The sequence below is a fragment of the Pseudomonas helvetica genome (genome assembly GCF_039908645.1).
GTDB classification, from domain to species: Bacteria; Pseudomonadota; Gammaproteobacteria; order Pseudomonadales; family Pseudomonadaceae; genus Aquipseudomonas; species Aquipseudomonas helvetica.
This window is the reverse complement of record NZ_CP150917.1, coordinates 3,711,816-3,736,867: the sequence shown is the minus strand read 5'-3', so window position 1 is coordinate 3,736,867 and position 25,052 is coordinate 3,711,816. Positions and strand designations below refer to the sequence as shown.

General features: G+C 59.7%; 23 protein-coding genes. All 23 read right to left on the bottom strand.

Annotated features, from left to right (window positions below; translation table 11 throughout):
* Positions 1-48 precede the first annotated feature (48 nt).
* Positions 49-426 (bottom strand): type II toxin-antitoxin system VapC family toxin, encoded by a 378-nt coding sequence (locus tag AABM55_RS17230; RefSeq protein ID WP_103319884.1) that lies wholly within the window; start codon positions 424-426, stop codon positions 49-51.
* The gene (locus AABM55_RS17225) at positions 423-887 is read right to left on the bottom strand and encodes a type II toxin-antitoxin system Phd/YefM family antitoxin (protein WP_237142943.1); all 465 of its coding nucleotides are present in this window, start codon (positions 885-887) and stop codon (positions 423-425) included. Before AABM55_RS17225 ends, AABM55_RS17230 begins: the two co-directional genes overlap by 4 nt.
* 174 nt (positions 888-1,061) lie before the next feature.
* Entirely contained in the window at positions 1,062-2,525 is a 1,464-nt protein-coding gene (gene nuoN / locus AABM55_RS17220; RefSeq protein WP_019689813.1) for an NADH-quinone oxidoreductase subunit NuoN, read from the bottom strand.
* Positions 2,526-2,532: 7 nt separating this feature from the next.
* Positions 2,533-4,065: an NADH-quinone oxidoreductase subunit M gene (gene nuoM / locus AABM55_RS17215; RefSeq protein ID WP_054597861.1), complete on the bottom strand. Its 1,533-nt coding sequence runs from the start codon at positions 4,063-4,065 to the stop codon at positions 2,533-2,535.
* A gap of 39 nt (positions 4,066-4,104) precedes the next feature.
* A complete protein-coding gene (nuoL, locus tag AABM55_RS17210) occupies positions 4,105-5,958 on the bottom strand; it encodes an NADH-quinone oxidoreductase subunit L (RefSeq protein WP_103319882.1) in 1,854 nt (617 codons plus the stop codon).
* Complete coding sequence (nuoK, locus tag AABM55_RS17205; RefSeq protein WP_054597859.1) at positions 5,955-6,263, bottom strand: NADH-quinone oxidoreductase subunit NuoK; 309 nt, start codon at positions 6,261-6,263, stop codon at positions 5,955-5,957. The genes nuoL and nuoK overlap by 4 nt, the downstream gene beginning before the upstream one ends.
* 4 nt (positions 6,264-6,267) lie before the next feature.
* Positions 6,268-6,768, bottom strand: a complete 501-nt coding sequence (gene nuoJ, locus AABM55_RS17200; protein WP_347927083.1) for an NADH-quinone oxidoreductase subunit J — start codon at positions 6,766-6,768, stop codon at positions 6,268-6,270.
* Between the two features lie 9 nt (positions 6,769-6,777).
* Positions 6,778-7,326, bottom strand: a complete 549-nt coding sequence (nuoI, locus tag AABM55_RS17195) for an NADH-quinone oxidoreductase subunit NuoI (RefSeq protein WP_123583619.1) — start codon at positions 7,324-7,326, stop codon at positions 6,778-6,780.
* 9 nt (positions 7,327-7,335) lie between these two features.
* Positions 7,336-8,343, bottom strand: a complete 1,008-nt coding sequence (gene nuoH, locus AABM55_RS17190) for an NADH-quinone oxidoreductase subunit NuoH (RefSeq protein ID WP_019689819.1) — start codon at positions 8,341-8,343, stop codon at positions 7,336-7,338.
* Positions 8,340-11,054 (bottom strand): NADH-quinone oxidoreductase subunit NuoG, encoded by a 2,715-nt coding sequence (nuoG, locus tag AABM55_RS17185; RefSeq protein WP_347927082.1) that lies wholly within the window; start codon positions 11,052-11,054, stop codon positions 8,340-8,342. The genes nuoH and nuoG overlap by 4 nt, the downstream gene beginning before the upstream one ends.
* 136 nt (positions 11,055-11,190) lie before the next feature.
* A complete protein-coding gene (gene nuoF, locus AABM55_RS17180) occupies positions 11,191-12,546 on the bottom strand; it encodes an NADH-quinone oxidoreductase subunit NuoF (RefSeq protein ID WP_347927081.1) in 1,356 nt (451 codons plus the stop codon).
* A complete protein-coding gene (nuoE, locus tag AABM55_RS17175; RefSeq protein ID WP_007970445.1) occupies positions 12,543-13,040 on the bottom strand; it encodes an NADH-quinone oxidoreductase subunit NuoE in 498 nt (165 codons plus the stop codon). Before nuoE ends, nuoF begins: the two co-directional genes overlap by 4 nt.
* 2 nt (positions 13,041-13,042) lie before the next feature.
* Entirely contained in the window at positions 13,043-14,827 is a 1,785-nt protein-coding gene (nuoC, locus tag AABM55_RS17170) for an NADH-quinone oxidoreductase subunit C/D (RefSeq protein WP_054598365.1), read from the bottom strand.
* Positions 14,828-14,900: 73 nt separating this feature from the next.
* A complete protein-coding gene (locus AABM55_RS17165) occupies positions 14,901-15,575 on the bottom strand; it encodes an NADH-quinone oxidoreductase subunit B family protein (RefSeq protein ID WP_019689823.1) in 675 nt (224 codons plus the stop codon).
* A 10-nt stretch (positions 15,576-15,585) separates the two neighbouring features.
* On the bottom strand, positions 15,586-15,999 hold the full coding sequence (locus AABM55_RS17160) for an NADH-quinone oxidoreductase subunit A (RefSeq protein ID WP_007905050.1): 414 nt from the start codon (positions 15,997-15,999) through the stop codon (positions 15,586-15,588).
* A gap of 642 nt (positions 16,000-16,641) precedes the next feature.
* On the bottom strand, positions 16,642-17,967 hold the full coding sequence (gene aceA, locus AABM55_RS17155; protein WP_054597855.1) for an isocitrate lyase: 1,326 nt from the start codon (positions 17,965-17,967) through the stop codon (positions 16,642-16,644).
* A 498-nt stretch (positions 17,968-18,465) separates the two neighbouring features.
* Positions 18,466-19,287, bottom strand: a complete 822-nt coding sequence (locus AABM55_RS17150; RefSeq protein WP_347927080.1) for a secretin N-terminal domain-containing protein — start codon at positions 19,285-19,287, stop codon at positions 18,466-18,468.
* 235 nt (positions 19,288-19,522) lie between these two features.
* Entirely contained in the window at positions 19,523-19,945 is a 423-nt protein-coding gene (locus AABM55_RS17145) for a GNAT family N-acetyltransferase (RefSeq protein ID WP_054597853.1), read from the bottom strand.
* Positions 19,938-21,104 carry a cupin domain-containing protein gene (locus AABM55_RS17140; RefSeq protein ID WP_054597852.1) on the bottom strand — a complete coding sequence of 389 codons (1,167 nt, stop codon included), beginning with the start codon at positions 21,102-21,104 and terminating at the stop codon, positions 19,938-19,940. Before AABM55_RS17140 ends, AABM55_RS17145 begins: the two co-directional genes overlap by 8 nt.
* Before the next feature lie 85 nt (positions 21,105-21,189).
* Positions 21,190-22,560 carry an adenylosuccinate lyase gene (purB, locus tag AABM55_RS17135; RefSeq protein WP_103319869.1) on the bottom strand — a complete coding sequence of 457 codons (1,371 nt, stop codon included), beginning with the start codon at positions 22,558-22,560 and terminating at the stop codon, positions 21,190-21,192.
* A gap of 137 nt (positions 22,561-22,697) precedes the next feature.
* Entirely contained in the window at positions 22,698-23,321 is a 624-nt protein-coding gene (hflD, locus tag AABM55_RS17130; protein WP_054597850.1) for a high frequency lysogenization protein HflD, read from the bottom strand.
* Entirely contained in the window at positions 23,318-24,451 is a 1,134-nt protein-coding gene (mnmA, locus tag AABM55_RS17125; RefSeq protein ID WP_054597849.1) for a tRNA 2-thiouridine(34) synthase MnmA, read from the bottom strand. Before mnmA ends, hflD begins: the two co-directional genes overlap by 4 nt.
* A gap of 59 nt (positions 24,452-24,510) precedes the next feature.
* Positions 24,511-24,957: an NUDIX hydrolase gene (locus AABM55_RS17120; protein ID WP_347927079.1), complete on the bottom strand. Its 447-nt coding sequence runs from the start codon at positions 24,955-24,957 to the stop codon at positions 24,511-24,513.
* Between the last annotated feature and the right edge of the window lie 95 nt (positions 24,958-25,052).

Below are 25,052 nucleotides of genomic sequence, written 5' to 3'. Positions count from 1 at the left end.
GTGCGGGTTTTTGTTTGATGGACGTAATCTTTGTTGAGATAGAACCAGTTAAACCAAAATAGCGAGTGATGTGTATTTGGCGACTAAAGGGTCGGCGGTGAGTAGCTTCATTGGTTCTGTGATTGCAGTTGCAACAATAAGGCGATCGAACGGATCGCGATGGTGATGTTCGAGGTCTTTCACTGCAATGGCGTGTTCTGAAGTGACAGGCAACTCTATGAAACCGCTTTCGAGGCAGTATTCTCGAACCTCTTCCAAATCAACGCTTAGCTTTCCCAGCCCAACCTTGATCGCCATCTCCCAGAAAGTAGCTGCGCTGATGTAAATCTCAGCGGCGCTCTCAATGAGTTTTCTGGCTCTGCCGGATAGTTTTGGATCATCACTGAGAGTCCAAAGCAGAATATGTGTATCGAGTAAGACCCTCATCCAGGAGTCCCTTCAAATGCGTCCAACATCTCATCCGGTAGCGGCGCATCAAAGTCTTCAGGCAGGGTCAGTTTGCCTTTCATCGCTCCGATGCGCCGTCCGGAGGGTTTTCCCACGGGAACAAGGCGGGCAAGGGCTCGGCCATGTTTAGCGATCGTGATGATCTGTCCGGAAGCAGCGTCATCGACCAGTTTGGACAAATTGTTTTTTGCTTCACCTAACGGAACGATGATCATGATGCCCCTCCAATATTCTGGACAAATATAGCCAGAATTTTTGGGGTAGGCAAAGGTGAGCGGACAATAGGTCGCGTTGTCATGTGTCGAGTTAGCGGTGAAAGGTCGAGAGGTTTTTGAGGGTGCTGGCGATTCGGGAGTACCCCTTACCAGAATGTTGCGTTGTTGCTCAGTCGCCAGGCATTTAAAACCTTCGACCACGTCTGAAAAAATATCCTGTTTCATTGAATGCTCCTGATAGCCCGTCACTCACCTTAGCGCTTGGTTGCATCAGCCGGATGTCAGCTGCCACCGGTCTCTTTGCAGGCATATTCCGAGAAAGGGGAGAGCAGTCCCCCAGACGCAAAAACGGCACCCGAAGGTGCCGTTTGTGTTTTCTGCTGCGTATCGCTTAAGCGATCAACCCGCCAGGCCAGTCTGCTGAACCAGTGCCAGCAACGGCTGTGGGTACAGGCCGAGGAAGAACGCCAGCACTGCGATGGCCAGCAGCATCACGCCGCCTGCCTTTTGTTCCCAGTGCAGCTGGGCGTCGACGCGACGCAGGTTTGGCTCGATCAGGTACAGGGTGACCATCACGCGCAGGTAGTAGAAGACGCCGATGGCGCTGCCCAGTACCAGGGAGCCGACCAGCCACCATTGGTGAGATTCGACACCGGTGGCGATGATGTAGAACTTGCCGATGAAGCCTGCGGTCAGCGGGATGCCGGCCAGCGACAACATCATCACGGTCAGAACAGCGGTCAGGTACGGACGACGCCAGAACAGGCCGCGGTACTCGTACAGTGCGTCAGCGTCACGGCCTTTGTACGGCGAGGACATCAGGGTGATCACGCCGAAAGCACCGAGGCTGGTGATCACGTAGGTGACCAGGTAAACGCCGATGGCTTCCATCGCCAGACCCTTGCTCGCCACCAGGGCGATCAGCAGGTAACCGAAGTGCGCGATGGACGAGTAACCCAGCAGACGCTTGAGGTTGCTCTGGGTCAGTGCCAACAGGTTACCGAACAGGATCGAGGCAATCGCGATCACGGTCAGCACGGTGCTCAACACACCGCTGCTGGCCACTGGCGAGATCTGGAACAAACGCACCATGACCGCGAACACGGCAACTTTCGAGGCAGTGGCCAGGAACGCTGCTACCGGTGCCGGGGCACCTTCGTAGACGTCCGGCGTCCAGAGGTGGAACGGTACCAGCGACAGCTTGAACGCCAGGCCGATCAGCATCATGCCCAGGCCCATCTGCGCCAGCGGGCTTGGCAGTCCGGTGGCCGCAAGGGCGTGGCCGATGCCGCTGAAGCTCAGGGTGCCGGCTTCGGCGTAGAGCAGGGCCATACCGAACAACAGGAACGCCGAACCGGCTGCCGACAGCACCATGTACTTGATGCCGGCTTCCAGTGAGCGCTTGTTGAAGAAGGCATAGGCCACCAGACCGTAGACCGGTACCGAGAGCAGTTCCAGACCGACGAACAACCCGGCCAGGTGCTGCGCGCTGACCAGAACCAGGCCACCGGCGGCAGCCATCAGGATCAGCAGGTACAGTTCTTCACGGTTGCCCGGGTAACCCGTACCGCCTTCGCCGAGGTAGGCATGGGCGAGAGTGACGCAAGCGAGGGTGGCGACCAGGATCAGCGCCATGTACAGGCAGGCAAAGCTGTCGATCTGCAGCAAGGGCGTCACGGCCAGAGGCGCGACTTTCAAAGCTGGCAGGATCGACAGCAAGGCCAGGTTCAGACCCGCGACCGACAGCAGGAAGGTCTGCGAGTGGTTGCGGCGCCAGGCGATCGCCAGCATCACCACGATGATCGTGGCGCTGGTGATCAACAATGGCGCAAGCGCGATAAAGTGTTGAATCGTAAAGTCCATAGCGCTCTTACCGGGCCGAAGCGAGTTGAGTGAAGGCGGTACCGAACCATTGCTGCACGCCATGCATCGTCGCGGCAGAGGTATCGAGGAACGGTTGCGGGTAGACGCCGATGTAAATCAGCAGTGCCGCCAGTCCAACCACCATGATCATTTCGCGAGTATCCATGCCATGCAGCACGGCGTCCGATTTGGACGGACCGAAGTAGGCACGGTGAATCATGATCAGCGAGTAGACCGAACCGAACACCAGGCCGGCAGTCGCGATCACGGTGACCCACGGCGCGCTGGCAAAGGTGCCGATCAGGATCAGGAATTCACCGACGAAGTTACCGGTCACCGGCAAGCCCAGCGAAGCTGCAGCGAAGAACAGGCTGATGGCAGGCAGGTAGGCGATCTTCGACCACAGGCCGCCCATCTCACGCATGTCGCGAGTGTGGGTGCGCTCGTAGAGCTGGCCGCAGAGGATAAAGAGTGCCGCTGCCGACAGGCCGTGCGCGAGCATCTGGATCACTGCGCCTTGCAGGGCCAACTGGCTGCCGGAGTAGATGCCGATCAACACGAAGCCCATGTGCGAAACGCTGGAGTACGCAACCAGACGCTTGATGTCGGTCTGGGCGAACGCCAGGAACGCACCGTAGAAGATCCCGACCAGGCCCAGGGCCATGGCGAACGGCGCGAACTCGGCCGACGCATTCGGGAACAACGGCAGGGCGAAACGCAGCAGACCGTACGCAGCGGTCTTCAGCAGAATACCGGCCAGGTCAACGGAACCCGCAGTCGGTGCCTGTGCGTGAGCATCCGGCAGCCAGGAGTGGAACGGCACCACCGGCAGCTTCACCGCGAAGGCGATGAAGAAGCCAAGCATCAGAACGTACTCGGTGGTCAGCGACATCTTGGTTTTCAACAGGTCGGCGTAGTTGAAAGTAATCACGCCCGTGCTGTTGAAGTTGACCAGTACCAGACCCAGGATCGCCACCAGCATGATCAGGCCGCTGGCCTGAGTGAAGATGAAGAACTTGGTCGCCGCGTAGATCCGGGTTTTCTTGCCGTCCGAAGAACTGTGACCCCAGAGCGCGATGAGGAAATACATCGGCACCAGCATCATTTCCCAGAAGAAGAAGAACATGAACAGGTCGAGGGCCAGGAACACGCCGACGACACCGCCCAGGATCCACATCAGGTTCAGGTGGAAGAAGCCAACATGACGCTGGATCTCTTTCCACGAGCAGAGTACCGAGAGGACACCCAGCAGACCGGTCAGCATGATCATCAACAGCGACAGGCCGTCGAGGGCCAGGTGCACGTTGATGCCGAAGCGCTCGATCCAGACATGCTTGAACTCAAGCGCCCAGGTCTGATCGGCGCCAGGCGCCGGAGCAAATGAATAGTCACCGTGGGCCCACAGCCAGAGGCCGAGGGAGAGCAGCAGGGACATGGTGATCAGCGCAATCCAGCGGGGGAGGGTAGCGCCGAAGCGCTCACCCATCCAGCACAGCAGGCCGCCGATGAAGGGGATCAGGATTAGCCATGGCAAAATCATGACGGGCTCGTTTCCTTTCGCAAGTTCGCAAGGTTCATATCAGACCGCTACCAGCACGACAGCGCCGATAACCAGCACGGCACCAGCAGCCATCGAGGCGGCGTACCAACGCAGTTGACCTGTTTCGGTACGGCTCAGGGAGTTGTGACCCCCTTTGGCCATCCGCGGGATCAAACCGATGGTTTGGTCGAACGGGTCTTTGCGCAGCATGTGGCTGATCGCAAGGTACGGCTTGACGAACAGTTTGTCGTAGATCCAGTCGAAGCCCCAGGCCGCGAACCACCAGGCCGAGAGCAGACGGCCGATGCCGCTGTTGGCGATGGCGGTGACGAAGCGACGCTTGCCGAGGAACAGCAGCGCGGCCAGCAGGATACCGGACAGGGCGATAGCGCCCGAGGCCAGTTCCAGGCTGTGCTTGGCTTCGCCGCCGGCATGCCCAACGCTTTCTGGCAGTACGCCGTGCAGTGGCGGAACGATCATCGCGCCAATGGCGGTCGACAGTACGATCAGCACCGACAGTGGCAGCCAGTGGGCGATGCCGTGGCCGGCATGGGCTTCGGTCTTCACTTCACCGTGGAACGCGATGAAGATCAGGCGGAAGGTGTACAGCGACGTCATGAAGGCACCCACCAGACCTGCATAGAGCAGACCGTGGTTGCCGCTGGCGAAGGCTTCCCAGAGGATTTCGTCTTTCGAGTAGAAACCTGCGGTCACCAGTGGCAGGGCCGCAAGGGCCGCGCCGCCGACGATGAAGCTGGTGTAGGCCAGTGGCAGTTTCTTCCACAGACCGCCCATCTTGAAGATGTTCTGTTCGTGGTGGCAGGCAACGATCACCGAACCGGAAGCAAGGAACAGCAGCGCCTTGAAGAATGCGTGAGTCATCAGGTGGAAGATCGCGCCTTCCCAGGCACCTACGCCCAGCGCCAGGAACATGTAGCCGATCTGGCTCATGGTCGAGTAGGCGAGGATACGTTTGATGTCGGTTTGGACCAGGGCTGCGAAACCGGCGAGCACCAGGGTCACACCGCCGACGATGCCGACCAGGTGCAGGATATCCGGTGCCAGGGCGAACAGACCGTGGGTACGGGCGATCAGGTAGACACCGGCGGTCACCATGGTCGCGGCGTGGATCAGTGCCGAAACCGGGGTAGGGCCGGCCATCGCATCCGCCAGCCAGGTTTGCAGCGGCAGTTGCGCGGATTTACCGACAGCGCCACCCAGCAGCATCAGGGTCGCCATGACGATCCAGAAGTCGCCGGTCTTGAAGTGCTCAGGCGCTTTGACCAGCAGCTCTTGAATGTTCAGCGTGCCCAACTGCTGGAACAGGATGAACAGGCCGATGGCCATGAACACGTCACCGATACGGGTGACGATGAAGGCTTTGAGTGCGGCGTTACCGTTGTTGCGGTTGCTGTAGTAGAAACCGATCAACAGGTAGCTGCACAGGCCCACGCCTTCCCAACCGAAGTACAGGAACAACAGGTTATCGCCCAGCACCAGGAACAGCATGCTGGCGATAAACAGGTTGGTGTACGCGAAGAAGCGCGAGTAACCGTCTTCACCGCGCATGTACCAGGACGCGAACAGGTGGATCAGGAAGCCCACGCCGACGACCACACCGAGCATAGTCACGGACAGGCCATCCAGGTACAGGGCGAAGTTCGGCTTGAAGTCGCCTACCGACATCCACTGCCACAACACCTGGGTGACGTGACCGCCTTCAGGCGGCGCGACGTTGAACTGCCAGATCACATAGGCAGCAACGATCGCCGAGAGGCCGACGGAGCCGACGCCGATCAGCGCCGAGAGGTTTTCCGAGAGGCGCCCGCGTGAGAACGAAAGCAGCAGGAAACCGATCAGGGGGAATACGAAAGTCAGATAGAGAAGGTTCATCCGCGCATCTCGCTGGCAGCGTCGATATCGAGAGTGTGGAAGCGGCGATGCAGCTGCAACAGAATCGCCAGGCCAATACTGGCCTCGGCAGCTGCCAGGCTGATCACCAGGATGAACATGATCTGTCCATCCGGCTGGCCCCAACGGCTACCGGCAACGATGAACGCCAGTGCGGAGGCATTCATCATGACCTCCAGGCTCATCAGCACGAAAAGAATGTTGCGGCGGACCATCAGGCCAACCAGACCGAGGCAGAACAGGATGCCGGCAACCGCCAGACCATGTTCGAGAGGGATAGCAGGCATAAAGTTACTCCTTCGCCTCGTTGCGGCCCAAATGGAACGCCGTGACGGCTGCGGCGAGCAGCAGCATCGAGGCGAGTTCGACCACCAGCAGATAAGGACCGAACAGGCTGATGCCCACGGCCTTGGCGTCTACGGTGGTGTGGCCGACGCCGCTGCCGCTGGAATGGCTGAACAGCACATACAGCAGTTCAGCCAGCAGCAGCGCAGCCAGTACAACGGGACCCGCCCAGATGCCGGGCTTGAGCCAGACGCGCTCTTGCTGAACCGAGGCGGGGCCGAGGTTCAGCATCATCACCACGAACACGAACAGCACCATGATGGCGCCGGCGTAGGCGATCACTTCCAGTACACCGGCAAATGGCGCACCGAGGCTGAAAAAGGTCATCGCCACGGCGAGCAGCGAAATAATCAGGTAGAGCAGGGCGTGTACAGGATTGGTGTTGGTGATCACGCGAAGCGTGGACACAACGGCAACTCCTGACGCGAAATAGAAAGCGAATTCCATCTTTCTTCCTTAAGGCAGCAAGCTCTTCACGTTGATCGGTTCGGCTTCATTCTGCGCGGAGCCTTTCGGCTTGCCAGCAATGGCCATACCTGCAACACGATAGAAGTTGTAGTCAGGGTTTTTGCCGGGGCCGGAGATCAGCAGATCTTCTTTCTCGTAAACCAGGTCCTGACGCTTGAACTCGGCCATTTCGAAATCCGGTGTCAGCTGGATCGCGGTGGTCGGGCAGGCTTCCTCGCAGAGGCCACAGAAAATGCAGCGCGAGAAGTTGATACGGAAAAACTCCGGGTACCAGCGACCGTCTTCGGTTTCGGCTTTCTGCAGCGAGATGCAACCGACCGGGCATGCCACGGCGCAGAGGTTGCAGGCAACGCAACGCTCTTCACCATCGGGGTCGCGGGTCAGGACGATACGTCCACGAAAGCGCGGCGGCAGGTACACCGCCTCTTCCGGATATTGCAGCGTGTCGCGCTTGCGGAAGGCATGGCCGAAGATCATCACCAGGCTGCGAAGCTGGGTGAAGAAGCCATGCACGATGTCAAAAATATACTTCATGATTCTCTATCCTCACTGAGCCGCGATGGCGGGCGTGTTGAGCAACACGATCGCAGCGGTCACCAGCATGTTGACGAGGGTCAGCGGCAGGCAGAACTTCCAGCTGAAGTCCATCACTTGGTCATACCGTGGGCGCGGAATCGAGGCGCGCAGCAGGATGAAGAACATGATGAAGAACGCGGTTTTCAGTGCGAACCAGATGAACGGGATCTGCGGCAGAATGCCGAACGGACCGTGCCAGCCACCGAAGAACAAGGTTACCAGCAGCGCCGAAATCAACACGATGCCGATGTACTCGCCGACGAAGAACATGCCCCATTTCATGCCGGCGTATTCAATGTGGTAACCGTCGGCCAGTTCCTGCTCCGCTTCCGGCTGGTCGAACGGGTGACGGTGAGTCACGGCGACGCCGGCAATGAAGAAGGTCAGGAAACCGAAGATCTGCGGAATGACGAACCACAGGTGCTGGGCCTGGTAATCAACGATGTCGCGCATGTTGAACGAGCCGACCTGGATCACGATGCCCATCAGCGACAGGCCCATGAACACTTCGTACGACACGGTTTGTGCCGAGGCCCGCAAGCTGCCCAGCAGGGCGAACTTGTTGTTACTCGACCAGCCGGCGAACAACACCGCGTAGACCGACAGACCGGCCATGGCGAAGAAGAACAGGATGCCGATGTTCAGGTCCGCGACACCCCAGGTCGGGGTGATCGGGATGATCGCGAAGGCAATCAGCAAGGCGCTCATGGCCACGACCGGCGCCAGGGTGAAAATCACCTTGTCGGCGAACGGCGGCGTCCAGTCTTCCTTGAAGAACATCTTGATCATGTCGGCCGCGATCTGGAACGCGCCGAACGGGCCGACGCGGTTCGGACCGTAACGGTCCTGCCAGAGGGCGAGCAAACGACGCTCGACCCAGCTCAACAGCGCGCCGCAGACCACTACGGCGAGCAGGATCACGATGGCCTTGAGCACCGCGATGATGATGTCGATCACTTCAGGAGTGAACAAGGTCATTGCGCTGCCTCCTGCAGACCGTCAACGGATTTGCCAAAGATTGCCGGTGGAATGCCGGCGATACCCGCAGGCAGCGCCACCAGGCCAGCGCCCAGTTCTTCGTTGATGCGCAGTGGCAGACGCAGGGTCTGGCCGGCAACGTTCAAGCTCAGCATGGCACCGTCATTGACGCCCAGACGATCGGCTTCGGACTTGGCCAGCGACACATAAGCAGCCGGAATGCGTTCCTGGACCGGAGCGGCTTTCGAAGAGTTCTCTTCGCTGCCGAACAGGTGATAGAACGGCACAACCTGCCAGGTGCCTTGAGCCGGATTGAATGCACGCGGAACACTGGCGAACCAGTTCAGCGAATCACCCTGGCTTTCGATCAGGCGAGCACCCGGATCACCGGCACGCAGGTGACCACCGACTTCGTCCTGGAACTTGTTCCAGGCTTGCGGCGAGTTCCAGCCCGGCGACCAGGCGAATGGCACTTGCTGACGCGGTTCGACCGAGCCCGAGTAACCTTCCATGGAGAACGAGAACGCGGTGTCGTTGTCCTGGGATGTACGCGGCTCGTGCACGCTGATGTCGGCGCGCATGGCGGTCCGGCCACTGTAACGCAGCGGTTCGCGGGCCAGTTTCAGGCCTTTGATCCGGAACGAAGCGGACGGTGCGGCGTTGACGATGCCGGCCAGTTGTGGAGTGCTCGAAGCGCAGGCCGCGGTGACGTGGTCCAGTTGGGTCCAGTCGATCGGCTGGTTCAGCAGGGTTGCGCGCAGGGCATGCAGCCAGCGCCAGCCTTCGTGAACCAGGATGCTTGCATCGAGGTAAGTCGGGTCGAAGACCTGGAAGAAGCGCTGGGCGCGGCCTTCCTGGCTGACCAGCGTACCGTCGCCTTCAGCGAAGCTGGCAGCTGGCAGAACCAGGTGTGCGCGATCGCTGGTAGCGGTTTTCTGATGGTCGGCAACGATCACCACTTTGGCGGCGGTCAGGGCCGCATCGACCTTGGCTTTGTCGGTGCGGGTGTACAGATCGTTTTCCAGCACCACGATGGCGTCGGCTTTACCCTCGATCACCGCTTGCAGGGCTGCATCGACCGATTCGCCGCCGAGCATGGCCAGGCCGAGGCTGTTGGCCTCTGGCACGATCAGGCTGATGGAACCGTTCTTCTCGCGCAGCTTCAGGGCTTTGGCGATGTTCGCCGCCGCTTCGATCAGGGCTTTGGAGCCCAGCGAAGTACCGGCGATGATCAGTGGGCGCTTGGCCGCGAGCAGGGCGTTGGCGATGCGTTGAGCCAGTTCGAGAGCTTCGCTGTCCAGGCCTTCAACGGCTGGAGCGCTGGCGTCGAGGGCGTGAGCCACGGCGAAACCGATACGTGCCAGGTCGTCTGGAGCGGCGTGAACACATTCTTCAGCCACGTCGTCGAGCTTGGTTTCGGCCAGGCTTGCGATAAACAGCGGGTTCAGCGCGTGCTGGCCGATGTTTTTCACCGCAGCGTCGAGCCAAGGCTGAACGCGCATCGCGTCGGCCATGTCTTCGGCTTTGCCTTTGACCGATTGACGCAGGGCCAGGGCCATGCGCGCAGCGGTTTGGGTCAGGTCTTCACCGAGGACGAAAATCGCGTCGTGGTCTTCGACGTCGCGCATGTTCGGGATCGGCAGCGGGCTGTCTTTCAGTACCTGCATGACCAGGCGAATACGCTCAAGCTCGGAAGCTTCGATGCCCGAGTAGAAGTGCTCGGCACCGACCAGTTCGCGCAGGGCGTAGTTGCTTTCAAGGCTGGCACGCGGCGAACCGATACCGACGATGTTGCGACCGCGCAGCAGGTCAGCGGCTTTATCCAGCGCTTCGTCGAGGCTCAGCTTCGCGCCGTTGGCCAGCAGTGGCTGACGTGGACGATCTTCGCGGTTGACGTAGCCATAGCCGAAACGGCCACGGTCGCACAGGAAGTACTGGTTCACCGAACCGTTGAAGCGGTTTTCGATGCGACGCAGTTCGCCGTAACGCTCTCCCGGGCTGATGTTGCAACCGCTGGAGCAGCCATGGCAGATGCTTGGCGAGAACTGCATGTCCCATTTACGGTTGTAGCGCTCGGAGTGAGTCTTGTCGGTGAACACACCGGTCGGGCAGACCTCGGTGAGGTTGCCGGAGAACTCGCTTTCGAGGGTGCCGTCTTCAACGCGACCGAAGTACACGTTGTCGTGGGCACCGAATACACCGAGGTCAGTACCGCCGGCGTAGTCTTTATAGAAGCGTACGCAGCGATAGCAGGCGATGCAGCGGTTCATTTCGTGGGAAATGAACGGGCCCAGTTGCTGGTTCTGGTGGGTACGCTTGGTGAAGCGGTAACGGCGCTCGTTGTGGCCGGTCATTACCGTCATGTCTTGCAGGTGGCAGTGACCGCCTTCCTCGCACACGGGGCAGTCGTGCGGGTGGTTGGTCATCAGCCATTCGACGACGCTTGCGCGAAACACTTTGGCTTCTTCGTCATCGATGGAGATCCAGCTGCCGTCGGTCGCAGGCGTCATGCAGGACATGACGATACGACCACGCTTGTCGTTCTCGTCGGTGTACTGCTTGACGGCGCACTGGCGGCAAGCGCCAACGCTGCCGAGGGCGGGGTGCCAGCAGAAATAAGGGATATCGAGGCCTAGCGACAGACATGCCTGTAACAGGTTGTCTGCCCCATCGACTTCGAGCTCTTTGCCGTCTACGTGGATAGTGGCCATGGTTCAAAGTTCTTCGTTGGCCCGGTGTCAGCGGGCGTGGCTAATGGAATCTTGTTATCCGTCCAAATCCAAACAGCCTGAAAAGGCGTCATCGGACGAAAGGCGAACGGCACGGACCGTTCGCCTTTTTAAAGCGTTAAGCGCCGACTACGATCGGCCTTGCCAGAGGCGGGACGGCGGCGCGGGTGGGCGCGATGCCGGCTTCGAACTCTGGACGGAAATACTTGATGGCGCTGCCCAATGGCTCCACGGCACCCGGTGCGTGAGCACAGAAGGTCTTGCCTGGGCCGAGGAAGCCGACCAGACCCAGCAGGGTCTCGATGTCGCCGGCTTGCCCTTCACCGTTCTCGATGGCGCGCAGGAGCTTGACGCTCCACGGCAAACCGTCACGGCACGGGGTGCAGAAACCGCACGACTCACGGGCGAAGAACTCTTCCATGTTGCGCAGCAGGGACACCATGTTGATGCTGTCGTCCACCGCCATGGCCAGGCCGGTACCCATACGGGTGCCCACTTTGGCGATGCCGCCGGCGTACATTTGTGCGTCCAGGTGTTCCGGCAACAGGAAGCCGGTACCGGCGCCGCCTGGCTGCCAGCACTTGAGCTTGTAACCGTCGCGCATGCCGCCTGCGTAGTCTTCGAACAGCTCGCGCGCAGGGACGCCGAACGGCAGCTCCCACAGGCCAGGGTTCTTCACTTTGCCGGAGAAGCCCATCAGCTTGGTGCCATGGTCTTCACTGCCTTCGCGAGCGAGGGATTTGTACCAGTCCACGCCGTCGCCGATGATCGCCGGCACGTTGCACAGCGTTTCGACGTTGTTCACGCAGGTCGGCTTGCCCCACACGCCAACGGCGGCAGGGAAGGGCGGCTTGGAGCGCGGATTGGCGCGGCGGCCTTCGAGGGAGTTGATCAGTGCGGTTTCTTCACCGCAGATGTAACGCCCGGCGCCGGTGTGGACGAACAGTTCGAAATCGAAACCGCTGCCCAGGATGTTCTTGCCCAACAGGCCTGCAGCCTTGGCTTCTTCCACGGCACGGTTCAGGTGCTTGGCGGCGGTGGTGTATTCGCCACGCAGGAAGATGTAGCCACGGTAGGTTTTCAGTGCGCGAGCACTGATCAGCATGCCTTCGATCAGCAGATGGGGCAGTTGCTCCATCAGCATGCGGTCTTTCCAGGTGTTGGGTTCCATTTCATCCGCGTTGCACAGCAGGTAGCGGATGTTCATGGATTCGTCTTTGGGCATCAGGCCCCACTTCACGCCAGTGGGGAAGCCTGCGCCACCGCGACCCTTGAGGCCGGAGTCCTTGACGGTCTGGACGATATCGTCCTGGGACATGTCGGCGAAGGCTTTACGCGCTGCGGCGTAGCCGTTCTTGGCCTGGTACTCGTCGAGCCAGACAGCCTCGCCGTCGTCACGCAGGCGCCAGGTCAGCGGGTGAGTCTCTGCACTGCGCTTGATGCGGTTGGCAGGGCCGAAGGAAGTCAGGGTCATACGTAGCCCTCGAGCAATTTGGCAACGCCAGCAGGCTGCACATCACCGAATGTGTCGTCGTCGATCATCAACGCCGGCGCCTTGTCGCAGTTACCGAGGCAGCAGACCGGCAGCAGGGTGAAACGACCGTCGGCAGTGGTTTGACCCAGGCCGATGCCCAGCTTGCTCTGGATTTCGCTGACCACCGACTCGTGGCCACCGATGTAGCAGACCATGCTGTCGCAGACGCGAATGATGTGACGACCGACTGGCTGACGGAAGATCTGGCTATAGAACGTCGCCACGCCTTCAACGTCGCTGGCCGGGATGCCAAGGATTTCGCCGATGGCGTAGAGCGCGCCGTCAGGCACCCAGCCACGTTCCTTCTGGACGATCTTCAGGGCTTCGATCGACGCCGCGCGCGGGTCTTCGTAGTGATGCAGCTCGTGCTCGATGGCCGAGCGCTCGGTTTCGCTCAAGGCGAAACGGTCTGTCTGGATAAGCGTGCTGTTCATGCTTAGCGGTCCACGTCGGCCATAACGAAGTCGATACTACCCAGGTACGCGATCAAGTCCGCGACCATGCTGCCTTTGATCACCGAAGGGATCTGCTGCAGATGCGGGAAGCTTGGGGTGCGAATCCGGGTGCGGTAGCTCATGGTGCCGCCATCGCTCGTCAGGTAATAACTGTTGATGCCCTTGGTCGCTTCAATCATCTGGAAGGATTCGTTGGCCGGCATGACCGGGCCCCACGAAACTTGCAGGAAGTGCGTGATCAAGGTCTCGATGTGCTGCAGCGTGCGCTCTTTGGGCGGCGGCGTGGTCAGCGGGTGATCCGCCTTGTACGGGCCTTCCGGCATGTTGCGCAGGCACTGGTCGATGATCTTGATGCTCTGGCGCATTTCTTCCACGCGCACGATGCAACGATCATAGGCATCGCCATTGGCCGCCAGCGGCACTTCGAATTCGAAGTTCTCGTAGCCGGAGTACGGACGGGCCTTGCGCAGGTCGAAATTGCAACCGGTCGAACGCAAGCCTGCACCGGTGACGCCCCATTCCAGGGCTTCTTTGGTGTTGTAGGCGGCGACGCCGATGGTCCGGCCACGCAGGATGCTGTTGTCCAGTGCGGCTTTCTGGTATTCGTCCAGACGCTTTGGCATCCACTCGACGAAGTCCTTGACCAGTTTTTGCCAGCCGCGCGGCAGGTCGTGGGCAACGCCACCGATGCGGTACCAGGCCGGGTGCAGACGGAAACCGGTGATGGCTTCAATCACCGTGTACGCCTTCTGGCGGTCGGTGAAGGTGAAGAACACCGGGGTCATGGCGCCGACGTCCTGGATGTACGTACCCAGGAACAGCAGGTGGCTGGTGATCCGGAAGAACTCGGCCATCATGATGCGGATGACGTCGACCTTCTCTGGGACCTTGATGCCGGCCAGCTTCTCGACCGAGAGCACGTACGGCAGGTTGTTCATCACGCCGCCGAGGTAGTCGATACGGTCGGTGTAAGGGATGAAGCTGTGCCAGGACTGACGCTCGGCCATCTTCTCGGCACCACGGTGGTGGTAGCCGACGTCCGGCACGCAGTCGACGATTTCTTCGCCGTCCAGTTGCAGGATGATGCGGAATGCACCGTGAGCGGAAGGGTGGTTCGGGCCCAGGTTGAGGAACATGTAGTCCTCGTTGGCGCCGGAACGTTTCATGCCCCAGTCTTCAGGCTTGAAGCGTGCAGCCTCTTCTTCAAGCTGATGCTTGGCCTGCGTCAGGCTGAACGGGTCGAACTCGGTGGCACGGGCCGGGAAGTCCTTGCGCAGCGGGTGACCTTCCCAGGTCGGTGGCATCATGATGCGGGTCAGGTGCGGGTGGCCGGCAAAGTTGATGCCGTACATGTCCCACACTTCACGCTCGTACCAGTTGGCGTTCGGCCAGATACCGGTCACGGTCGGCACGCTGAGGTCGCTCTCGGACAAGGCGACCTTGATCATTACGTCACTATTACGTTCGATCGACATCAAGTGATAGAACACAGTGAAGTCGGCACCGTTCGGCAAACCCTGGCGCTTGGTGCGCAGACGCTCGTCCACGCCGTGCAGGTCATAGAGCATGACGTACGGCTTGGGCAGGTTGCGCAGGAAGGTCAGGACTTCGACGAGTTTGGCACGGGCAACCCAAAGCACCGGCATGCCGGTGCGGGTGGCCTGGGCGCTGAACGCCTCAGGGCCAAAACGATTGTTCAATTCGACGACCACATCCTGGTCGTCTGCCTTGTAAGGCGGGATGTACAGAGCACTGCCTGTAGTCATGGTTTTTTTATCGCTTTCGGTCAACGTAAAGAATGAAGCCAGTTTCTCGTTTCTTTGTAAGAACAGAGCTGGATCAGACTTCGTCGGGGCTGCGCAGGTTGGTTACCTGAATACGCTGTTCGCGGCGCTGTTCCTTTTGCGAAGGCATCTCGGCGCGGTAAACGCCTTGATCGCCAACGACCCAGGAAAGTGGGCGACGCTCCTGGCCAATCGACTCCTGCAACAGCATCAAGCCTTGCAGAAAAGCTTCAGGGCGGGGCGGGCAGCCAGGCACGTAGACGTCCACGGGCAGGAACTTGTCCACCCCTTGAACGACGGAGTAGATGTCGTACATGCCACCGGAGTTGGCGCACGAACCCATGGAGATAACCCACTTCGGCTCGAGCATCTGCTCGTAGAGACGCTGAATGATCGGCGCCATCTTGATGAAGCAGGTTCCGGCAATAACCATGAAATCCGCTTGACGCGGCGATGCCCGGATAACCTCGGCGCCAAAGCGCGCGATGTCGTGGGGCGCCGTGAAGGCGGTGGTCATTTCCACGTAGCAGCACGAAAGGCCGAAGTTATACGGCCACAGGGAGTTCTTACGCCCCCAGTTGATCGTGCCGTTAAGCACGTCTTCGAGCTTGCCCATGAAAATGTTTTTGTGGACTTGATCTTCTAACGGATCGGAGACGGTTTCCCGTGCGCCAATCGGGTACTGCTCGTTAGGAGCATCGGGGTCGATCCTGGTGAGATTGTATTGCATCGCCAAAGCCTCATTGTTTCAGCTTCGCCTGCCGCTTACGACGAGCTTCCGGAGCCCAATCAAGGGCGCCCACTCGAAATAGGTAGACAAGACCTGCCAACAGAATTGCTATGAAAACGAGAGCTTCGACGAATCCGGTCCAGCCGCTTTCGCGGACGGACACAGACCAGGCAAAGAGAAATAGGGCTTCGATATCGAAGATCACGAACAGCATCGCGACCAGATAGAATTTGGCTGAGAGCCGCAAGCGGGCGCCACCGGTAGGTAGCATGCCGGACTCGAACGGTTCGTTTTTGCTGCGGCCCCAGGCTTTTGACCCGAGGAGGCTGGAGACGCCGAGCATGAAGGCGCACAGGCCGCCGACACCCAGAAGGAAAATGGCAAAGCCCCAGTTGTGGGCCATGAGTCCTGTCGCTTCGGGCATGCTGGTAATCCTTAACAGAGAGCAAAGGTCTCTGAGCTTGAAAAGAAATAAAGCAGTGACGATATGTCGCAGCAATCAATCGCGGTGATTTTATGGCTAAACACCGAGCAAGTAAAATTCCTGTAGCGAAATTATTTATAAGAATAAGGACATAGCGCACCTCAAAAAGCCTGCAGCCCATGCGTTGCGGGCATTAGCAGGGGTTTCGTCAATAATGTTTTGTGCGAGTTGTAACGAACATGAATCGCGCCAAATGATAATCAATATTGTTTGCGGCGGTTTTTGAACTGTTATTCGGGGTGGTGGCTGGAAAGTTGCGCTTACATGCCGGCTACTGCAAGTAGTGCGCGGGGCCGTTTTACCCTGTTTTGCCGATTGAAATACCGCTCTGGATCAATGTTTTTGCTCGTCCTTGCTCCCCCTTCCTGTAGGAGCAAGGCTTGCCCGCGATGAACGATGACTCGGTTTGTCTGAAAAACTGCGGCGCACCCATCGCGGGCAAGCCTGGCTCCTACGAGGGCTTGTGGTGTTCGTGAAATTGCGGGCAAAAAAACGCCCCGAACCAGTCGGGGCGTCAGATGTGCGGCATTCCGGTTAGTTTTTTACTCGGTCCGGAAGGGCCGTTTGTTCGTTCGAATCAGATCAGTGGAACTGTTCTTCTTCGGTGGAGCCGGTCAGTGCGGTAACCGAAGACGAGCCGCCCTGAATCACGGTGGTCATGTCGTCGAAGTAGCCGGTGCCCACTTCCTGCTGGTGCGCTACGAAGGTGTAACCCTTGGCGGCGTCAGCGAATTCCTGCTCTTGCAGCTTCACGTAGGCAGTCATGTCGTTGCGGGCGTAGTCGTGCGCCAGGTTGAACATGCTGTGCCACATGTTGTGAATGCCGGCCAGGGTGATGAACTGGTGCTTGTAGCCCATGGCAGACAGTTCGCGCTGGAACTTGGCGATGGTCGCGTCGTCCAGGTTTTTCTTCCAGTTGAAGGAAGGCGAGCAGTTGTACGACAGCAGTTGGTCCGGGTATTCCTTTTTGATCGCTTCAGCGAAGCGACGGGCTTCGTCCAGGTCCGGCTTGGCGGTTTCGCACCAGATCAGGTCGGCGTACGGCGCGTAGGCCAGGCCGCGAGCGATAGCCTGGTCGAGTCCCGCGCGAACTTTGTAGAAGCCTTCCTGGGTGCGCTCGCCAGTCACGAATGGCTGGTCGTACGGATCGCAGTCGGACGTCAGCAAATCAGCAGCGTTAGCGTCGGTACGGGCCAGGATGATGGTCGGCGTACCGGCAACGTCGGCTGCCAGACGAGCTGCGATCAGCTTCTGTATGGCTTCCTGGGTTGGAACCAGTACCTTGCCGCCCATGTGGCCGCATTTTTTCACGGAAGCCAGTTGGTCTTCGAAGTGAACGCCGGCAGCGCCTGCTTCGATCATGCTCTTCATCAGCTCGTAGGCGTTCAGAACACCACCGAAACCGGCTTCAGCATCGGCAACGATCGGTGCGAAGTAGTCGATGTAACCTTCGTCGCCCGGGTTCTTGCCGGCTTTCCACTGGATCTGGTCGGCGCGACGGAACGAGTTGTTGATGCGCTTGACCACGGTCGGTACGGAGTCGACGGGGTACAGCGACTGGTCCGGGTACATCGATTCTGCAGAGTTGTTGTCTGCAGCAACCTGCCAGCCCGACAGGTAGATCGCCTGGATGCCGGCTTTAACTTGCTGTACCGCCTGGCCGCCGGTCAGGGCGCCCATGCAGTTGACGAAATCTTTCTCGGGGCGGAAGGCTGGCTTGGCACCCTGGGTAACCAGGTTCCAGAGCTTCTCGGCGCCCATTTTTGCAAAGGTGTGCTCAGGTTGAACCGAGCCACGCAGACGGACGACGTCAGCAGCGGAGTAAGTGCGTGTCACGCCTTTCCAGCGCGGGTTTTCAGCCCAGTCTTTTTCAAGGGCTGCAATTTGCTGTTCGCGTGTCAGTGCCATGGAGATAAACCTCGTCGCATAGGTCTGGTGGAAAATTCCTGTTGCCAGATACGCACATTCAAATGGGGCGTAGATGGCTGCTCGCTGACCAGAAGCTTAGGCGGTCAAGTCGGGTCTGGCGGGGAAGGCGACGGGATGAACGATGGGCTCGAGGATGAAAGCTGAGCAGGTAAGGGCGAACTGGCGGGCGCATTCGGGCGTCGTGGGCCTTTATACGATCATCAGTGTGTTGCCGGGCTACCTATTACGCTTCCGTCCCTCGGGACAACTTCGTTCCAGTCGCAACCTCGTCAAACACACCTTATGGGCGGTACAGACACGAATCGGCTCAGGTCGGTAAGGTTAGAGCGCGATCCGAAGGCCCTTGCCAGGGCCCCTGATTAGCGGGAGCGAGGCCATCATGCCTTCGCTTTTTTGGCTCGTCAAACGTTTTGTAGTGCTATTTTTCAAGCACTACATCTTTAGTCTAATACGACTAATCAGTCAGTTTTTGGTGTGTTAGTCCAAGGTGTCGACTTTGACTCGCAACGTCATGTCATCCCGTCCCTGAGTAGAGTAGCTGCGGCTCATAGCCTGTTTGTCGGCTTGCGTCTGGCGGTTGACGCCAGCCAGGGTGATCCACTCGCCCAGGCGGCCGCTGACGGTTGTGTCGGTACTTTGCACGTTCACTACATCGGGGCGTTCCTGGCTCATGCGGTCACGGTTGGTGCTGATTGCCAGGTGAACGATGTCGCCGGTAACACTGGCGGTGACGTAGAAACCCTGGGTGACGTTGCGGTATTGGGTCTGGTTTTGCTGGTGAGCGTAGTTGTTGAGCGGGTTTTGCGGCTGGCCGGAGGTATTGGCCTGGGGCTGGCGCAAGGTGTTTATCTGGTTTGGCAGGCTGGTGTAGGTGTCGGTCTGGGTGGTGGTCAGCGGTACGCTCTGGCCGATCTGGATCAGGGCGGGTGTGCCTTCGCTGGTCTGGACCTGCTGGATGCCGCCTTCACGGCTGTCGGTGCTGTAGCTGATGATCTGCGTTTGCCGATCGGCGTTGTTTTGCTGGTTGTTTTCGTTGGTGTCGACCGTGATCAGCAGGCGCTTGGGTGCGGTGTCGAGCTGTGCGATCAGGGCTTTGAGTTCGTCGATCTTGTCGGGTTCGGCGTTGACGATCAGCTGGTTGCCGTAGGCGCTGACCTTGCCGTCCCTGCCGATAAAATTCTGCGCCACCGGCAGCAGGTCGGCGCTGGTGCGATTGTTGAGCTGCACCACCTCGGTAGCAGCGACGACCGAGAAACTGCAGGTCAGCAGCAGCGTGGTGAGCAGGGTGCGTAGGGACATGTCCGTTATCTCCGCGATCAAAGGCTTGAGTTTGCCAGTTTGTCGGCCTGCGGTGGGGCAAGTTGAATCGTAGACAGCAAAACGCCCCGCTACCTGAGGATAGCGGGGCGTTTTGTGGTGTTGCTGGTGTGCACTTGTGGCGAGGGAGCTTGCTCCCGCTGGGTCGCGAAGCGGCCCCAAAATTATTAGGGCTGCTGCGCAGCCCAGCGGGAGCAAGCTCCCTCGCCACAGGTAATCAGCCCTTGCGAACCATGTCCACGTGAGGAATCCCTGCTTCCAGGAACTCTTCACTGACCACGGTAAAGCCCAGGCGCTCGTAGAACGCTGTCGCCTGAACCTGCGCGCTGAGCATCTGCTGCTTGAGCCCGCGCTTCTCGGCTTCGCCGATCACTGCTTGCATCAGCTTGTCGCCGACCTTCAGGCCGCGCCAGTCCTTGAGTACCGATACCCGGCCGATGTGGCCATCGGGCAGCAGGCGGGCGGTACCAATCGGAAAGTCGCCTTCGAAGGCGAGGAAATGCACGGCGCTCGCGTCGTCGGCATCCCATTCCAGTTCGGGTGGAACGGATTGCTCGGCGATGAACACCGTTTCACGAATGCGCCGGATCTCGGCGTTATCCTTTTGCCAGTCTGCGACACGTACGCGAATTTTATTCATCAGCGAATCCCAGGCTACCTTGCTTGACCAGCTCGCACAGCAGGTTGCGGCCGTCTTCATCGCTCAGCCATTGGCCAAGGTTGTCGACGTGCAGCGCATCGGCGGCGCAAATCATTTTCAGCAGTTCGCGCAGTTTGCCCGGCAGATAACGGCTCTGGCCGCTGGCGAACAGCAGCAGGTCGTCGTCGACTTCGGACCAGGCCAGGCGCGCGCTTGGATTGCGAATCAGCACGGCGCCTTGTTCAAGGCTGCTCAGCAGGTCGTCTTCTTCCAGTTCCGGGCCAACCACCAATTCCGGGTAGCGTGGCTCGGTCATGAACTGGCCGAACCAGGTCAGCAACAGGCGCTCGTCGCTCATGTGCTCGGCCAGCAGGCTTTTCAAGCGGTCGAGCGCATCGTGCTGGATCTGGTGCGGGTCGATCGCTGGCTGCGCGTCGGCATCGGTGTAGCGTTCTTCGTCAGGCAGGAACTGGCTGAGGAAGTCGGTGAAGTGGGTCAGCACTTCAGCGGCGCTTGGGGCGCGGAAACCGACCGAGTAGGTCATGCAGTCATCGACGGCCACGCCGCAGTGGGCCAGGCGCGGCGGCAGGTACAGCATGTCGCCCGGTTCCAGGGTCCACTCGTCGGTGGCTTCGAAGTCGGCGAGGATGCGCAGGTCGGCATGTTGCAGCAGCGGACTGTCGGAATCGCACATCTGGCCGATTTTCCAGTTGCGCTTGCCGTGGCCTTGCAGCAGGAACACGTCGTAGTTGTCGAAGTGCGGGCCGACACTGCCACCCGGGGCGGCAAAGCTGATCATCACGTCGTCGATGCGCCAGCTCGGCAGGAAGCGGAAGTTTTCCAGCAGCTCGGCGACTTCCGGCACGAACTGGTCGACGGCCTGCACCAGCAGGGTCCACTCGCGCTCTGGCAGCTTGCTGAATTCGTCTTCGGCGAACGGGCCGCGACGCAGTTCCCAAGGGCGCTCGCCATGCTCGATGACCAGGCGCGATTCGACTTCTTCTTCCAGTGCCAGACCGGCCAGTTCGTCGGCGTCGATCGGGCTTTCGAAGTCAGGGATCGCCTGGCGGATCAACAGCGGTTTTTTCTGCCAGTAGTCGCGCAGGAATTCCCGTGCCGTGATGCCGCCCAGAAGTTGAAGAGGAGTATCAGGATTCATGTGTAACCTATTGAAAAAAAGCACTTTTCAGACGGGAATAAAAACGCCCGGCGCTGCCGGGCGTCTCAAAGGGTCAAGCGGTCGATCAGATGCGTTTGGCTTGTGCCACGGCGTTGCCGATGTAGTTGGCCGGGGTGAGCTTTTTCAGCTCGGCCTTTGCTTCGGCAGGCATGTCCAGTGCATCGATGAAAGTCTGCAACGCTTCAGGGCTGATGCCCTTGCCGCGCGTCAGTTCTTTCAGCTTTTCGTACGGGTTTTCAATGTTGTAGCGACGCATCACGGTCTGGATTGGCTCGGCCAGAACTTCCCAGCACGCGTCCAGGTCCGCAGAAATCTTCTGAGCATTGAGCTCTAACTTGCTGATTCCCTTGAGACTTGCTTCGTACGCAATCACGCTGTGGGCGAAGCCGACGCCGAGGTTGCGCAGTACGGTGGAGTCGGTCAGGTCGCGCTGCCAGCGGGAGATCGGCAGCTTGCTCGCCAGGTGCTGGAACAGTGCGTTGGCGATACCCAGGTTGCCTTCGGAGTTTTCGAAGTCGATCGGGTTGACCTTGTGCGGCATGGTCGAGGAACCGATTTCGCCGGCAATGGTGCGCTGCTTGAAGTAGCCCAGGGAGATGTAGCCCCAGATATCGCGATCGAAGTCGATCAGGATGGTGTTGAAGCGCGCGATCGCGTCGAACAGTTCGGCGATGTAGTCGTGCGGTTCGATCTGCGTGGTGTACGGGTTGAAGCCCAGGCCCAGCTCGTCTTCGATGAAGGCGCGGGCGTTGGCTTCCCAGTCGATCTCAGGGTAAGCCGACAGGTGAGCGTTGTAGTTGCCGACGGCGCCGTTGATCTTGCCCAGCAGCGGTACGGCAGCGACTTGAGCGATCTGGCGCTCGAGACGGTAAACCACGTTCGCCAGTTCTTTGCCCAGGGTGGTCGGCGAAGCCGGCTGACCGTGGGTGCGCGACAGCATCGGCACGTCGGCGAAGCGGATGGCCAACTCGCGGATGGCTTCGGCGGTTTGGCGCATCAGCGGCAGCATCACGTCATCACGGCCTTCGCGCAGCATCAGGGCGTGGGACAGGTTGTTGATGTCCTCGCTGGTGCAGGCAAAGTGGATGAATTCACTGACGTTGGCCAGTTCGGGCAGCTTGGCCGCCTGTTCCTTGAGTAGGTACTCAATGGCTTTAACGTCGTGGTTGGTGGTGCGCTCGATCTCTTTGACGCGCTCGGCGTGTTCCAGAGAGAAGTTTTCCGCCAGGGTGTTCAGCACGGCGTTAGCTTCGGCGGAGAACGCCGGCACTTCGCTGATGGCAGGATGAGCGGCCAGGCGCTGGAGCCAGCGCACTTCAACCAGGACGCGAGCACGGATCAGACCGTATTCGCTGAAAATTGGGCGCAGGGCCTGGGTTTTGCCGGCGTAGCGGCCGTCAACAGGGGAAACCGCAGTGAGCGAAGAGAGCTGCATGGGGTGTTCTCGGACAGTCGGGCAACGAAATGGGGCGCGTATCATACATGAAAAAAATCCGCCGGTCCGTTGCCAACTGACCAGCGTCTTACGCGTTACAGGCTACAAAAGGGTGTTGCTGGCTGTGCGGGTGTGGTTCAGCTGCTGCGCATCAGCGGATAAAGCTCTTTGAGCAGTTTGCGGCGACTGATCACCAACTGCCAGCGATGACCGCCCAACTGCCGCCACAAGCGCGCCGAGCGGATGCCGGCCAGCAACAGGGCGCGGATTTTCGAGGCGTTGCTTGGCTGCTGCAGGTTGCGCATGTCGCCGTGCACTTGAATGCGTTGGCGCAGGGTGCTCAAGGTGTCCTGATACAGCGCGCCACAGGCGGCGATCACGTTTTCGTGGGCCGGGCCGAAATGCTCGACCTGGGACTGAATCTGCGGCAAGCGCTTGCCGATCACTTCAAGCATGTCGCCGCGCTTGGCCAGTTGGCGCTCAAGACCGAGCATCGACAGGGCGTAGCGCAAGGGTTCGCGCTGCAAGGTGCTCGGGTCGCGTTCGAGGGCGCCGATCAACGCGCGATAACCTTCGCGCAGATTGATATCGTCGCCGCCGTAGACCTCCAGCGTGTCCTTGGGGTCGATGATCAACAAGCTGCCAAGCATGCAGGTCAGGCCGGCTTCGCTGACCTGCCCGGTCTTGGCAATCTTGTCGACCAGCACAGCGGCGAGAAACACGCCGCCAAGCGCTGTCAGTTGCTCCTGAGTCGGGCTCATGCGCACGAATCCTTGCTGCTCCAGGGTTCGGCGACTTCGATGACACCGCCACCGAGGCAAACTTCACCGTCGTAAAACACCACCGATTGACCAGGGGTGACCGCGCGCTGCGGGTCATCGAAGGTGGCGCGGTAGCCGTTGGCGGTTTTTTCCAGGGTGCAAGGCTGGTCGCTCTGGCGATAGCGGACTTTCGCCGTGAGTTTGCGCGGCGAGCTCAGGTCGACCGGGTTGACCCAGTAGATGTCCGAGGCGAGCAGGGCGCGGGAGAACAGCCAAGGATGGTCATTGCCCTGGCCAACGATCAGTTCGTTGTGTTCCAGGTCCTTGATCAGCACGTACCACGGCTCGTCGCTGGCGTCTTTCAAGCCGCCGATGCCCAGGCCCTGACGCTGACCTATGGTGTGGTACATCAGGCCATGGTGGCGGCCGATCACTTCACCTTCGGTGGTCTTGATGTCGCCCGGTTGTGCCGGCAGGTATTGCTTGAGGAAGTCGCTGAAGCGTCGTTCACCGATAAAGCAGATACCGGTGGAGTCTTTCTTCTTTGCGGTGGCCAGGGCGTGTTTCTCGGCAATCGCGCGAACTTCGGGTTTTTCCAGTTCGCCGACCGGGAACAGGGTCTTGGCGATCTGTTCGCCGCCTACGGCGTGCAGGAAGTAGCTCTGGTCCTTGTTCGGGTCCAGGCCTTTGAGCAATTCGGTACGGCCATCGATGTCGCGACGGCGCACGTAATGGCCGGTGGCGATCAGGTCGGCGCCGAGCATCATGGCGTAGTCGAGGAACGCCTTGAACTTGATTTCACGGTTGCACAGGATGTCCGGGTTCGGCGTGCGGCCGGCCTTGTATTCGGCCAGGAAGTGCTCGAACACGTTATCCCAGTACTCGGCGGCGAAGTTGGCGGTGTGCAGCTTGATGCCAATCTTGTCGCACACGGCCTGAGCGTCCGCCAGGTCGTCCATGGCGGTGCAGTAGTCTGTTCCGTCGTCCTCTTCCCAGTTCTTCATGAACAGGCCTTCCACCTGATAACCCTGCTCGATCAGCAGTAGGGCGGAAACGGAAGAGTCCACGCCGCCGGACATGCCGACAATGACGCGCTTCTTTTGTGTGTCAGAAGGGGCTGGATCACGCATAGGGATTTAATGAGTGTCTTGAAAAAGGACGCGATTCTATCAGGCCCGAGCCTGCAAGGCTAAAGAGAAGGGCGGATCAGTTCGAGACTGAAGAGTTTACCGCTCAGGTAATCGTCGATACAGCGAATAATCAGCTCGCTGCGCCAGCGCTCGCGTTGCGCAAGGAGTTCGTCGCGGGTCAGCCATTTTGCGCCGACGATGCCGTCGTCGAGTTGATAATCGGGGTGGTGTTTCAAGGCTTTGGCGGCAAAACACACACGTTGGTAAGTCACGCCGTTGCTTGGGGCGGTATAGAGGTAGATGCCTACTACGCCGGTAGCTTCAACGTCCCAGCCGGTTTCTTCGAGGGTTTCACGAATGGCGGCTTCGGTCAGGGTTTCGTTCGGGTCCAGATGCCCGGCCGGTTGATTGAGTACCACGCGTCCGGCCTTGAGCTCTTCGACCATCAGGAAGCGGCCGTTGTCTTCGACGATGGTGGCGACGGTGATGTGGGGTAGCCAGGTCATGCAATTGCTCCGTCTGGTGTTGAGTGACTTGTAGCAGCTGCCGAGCCTGCGAGGCTGCGAAGCGGCCGTAAATCATGCGAAGTGGTCTTTCAGAC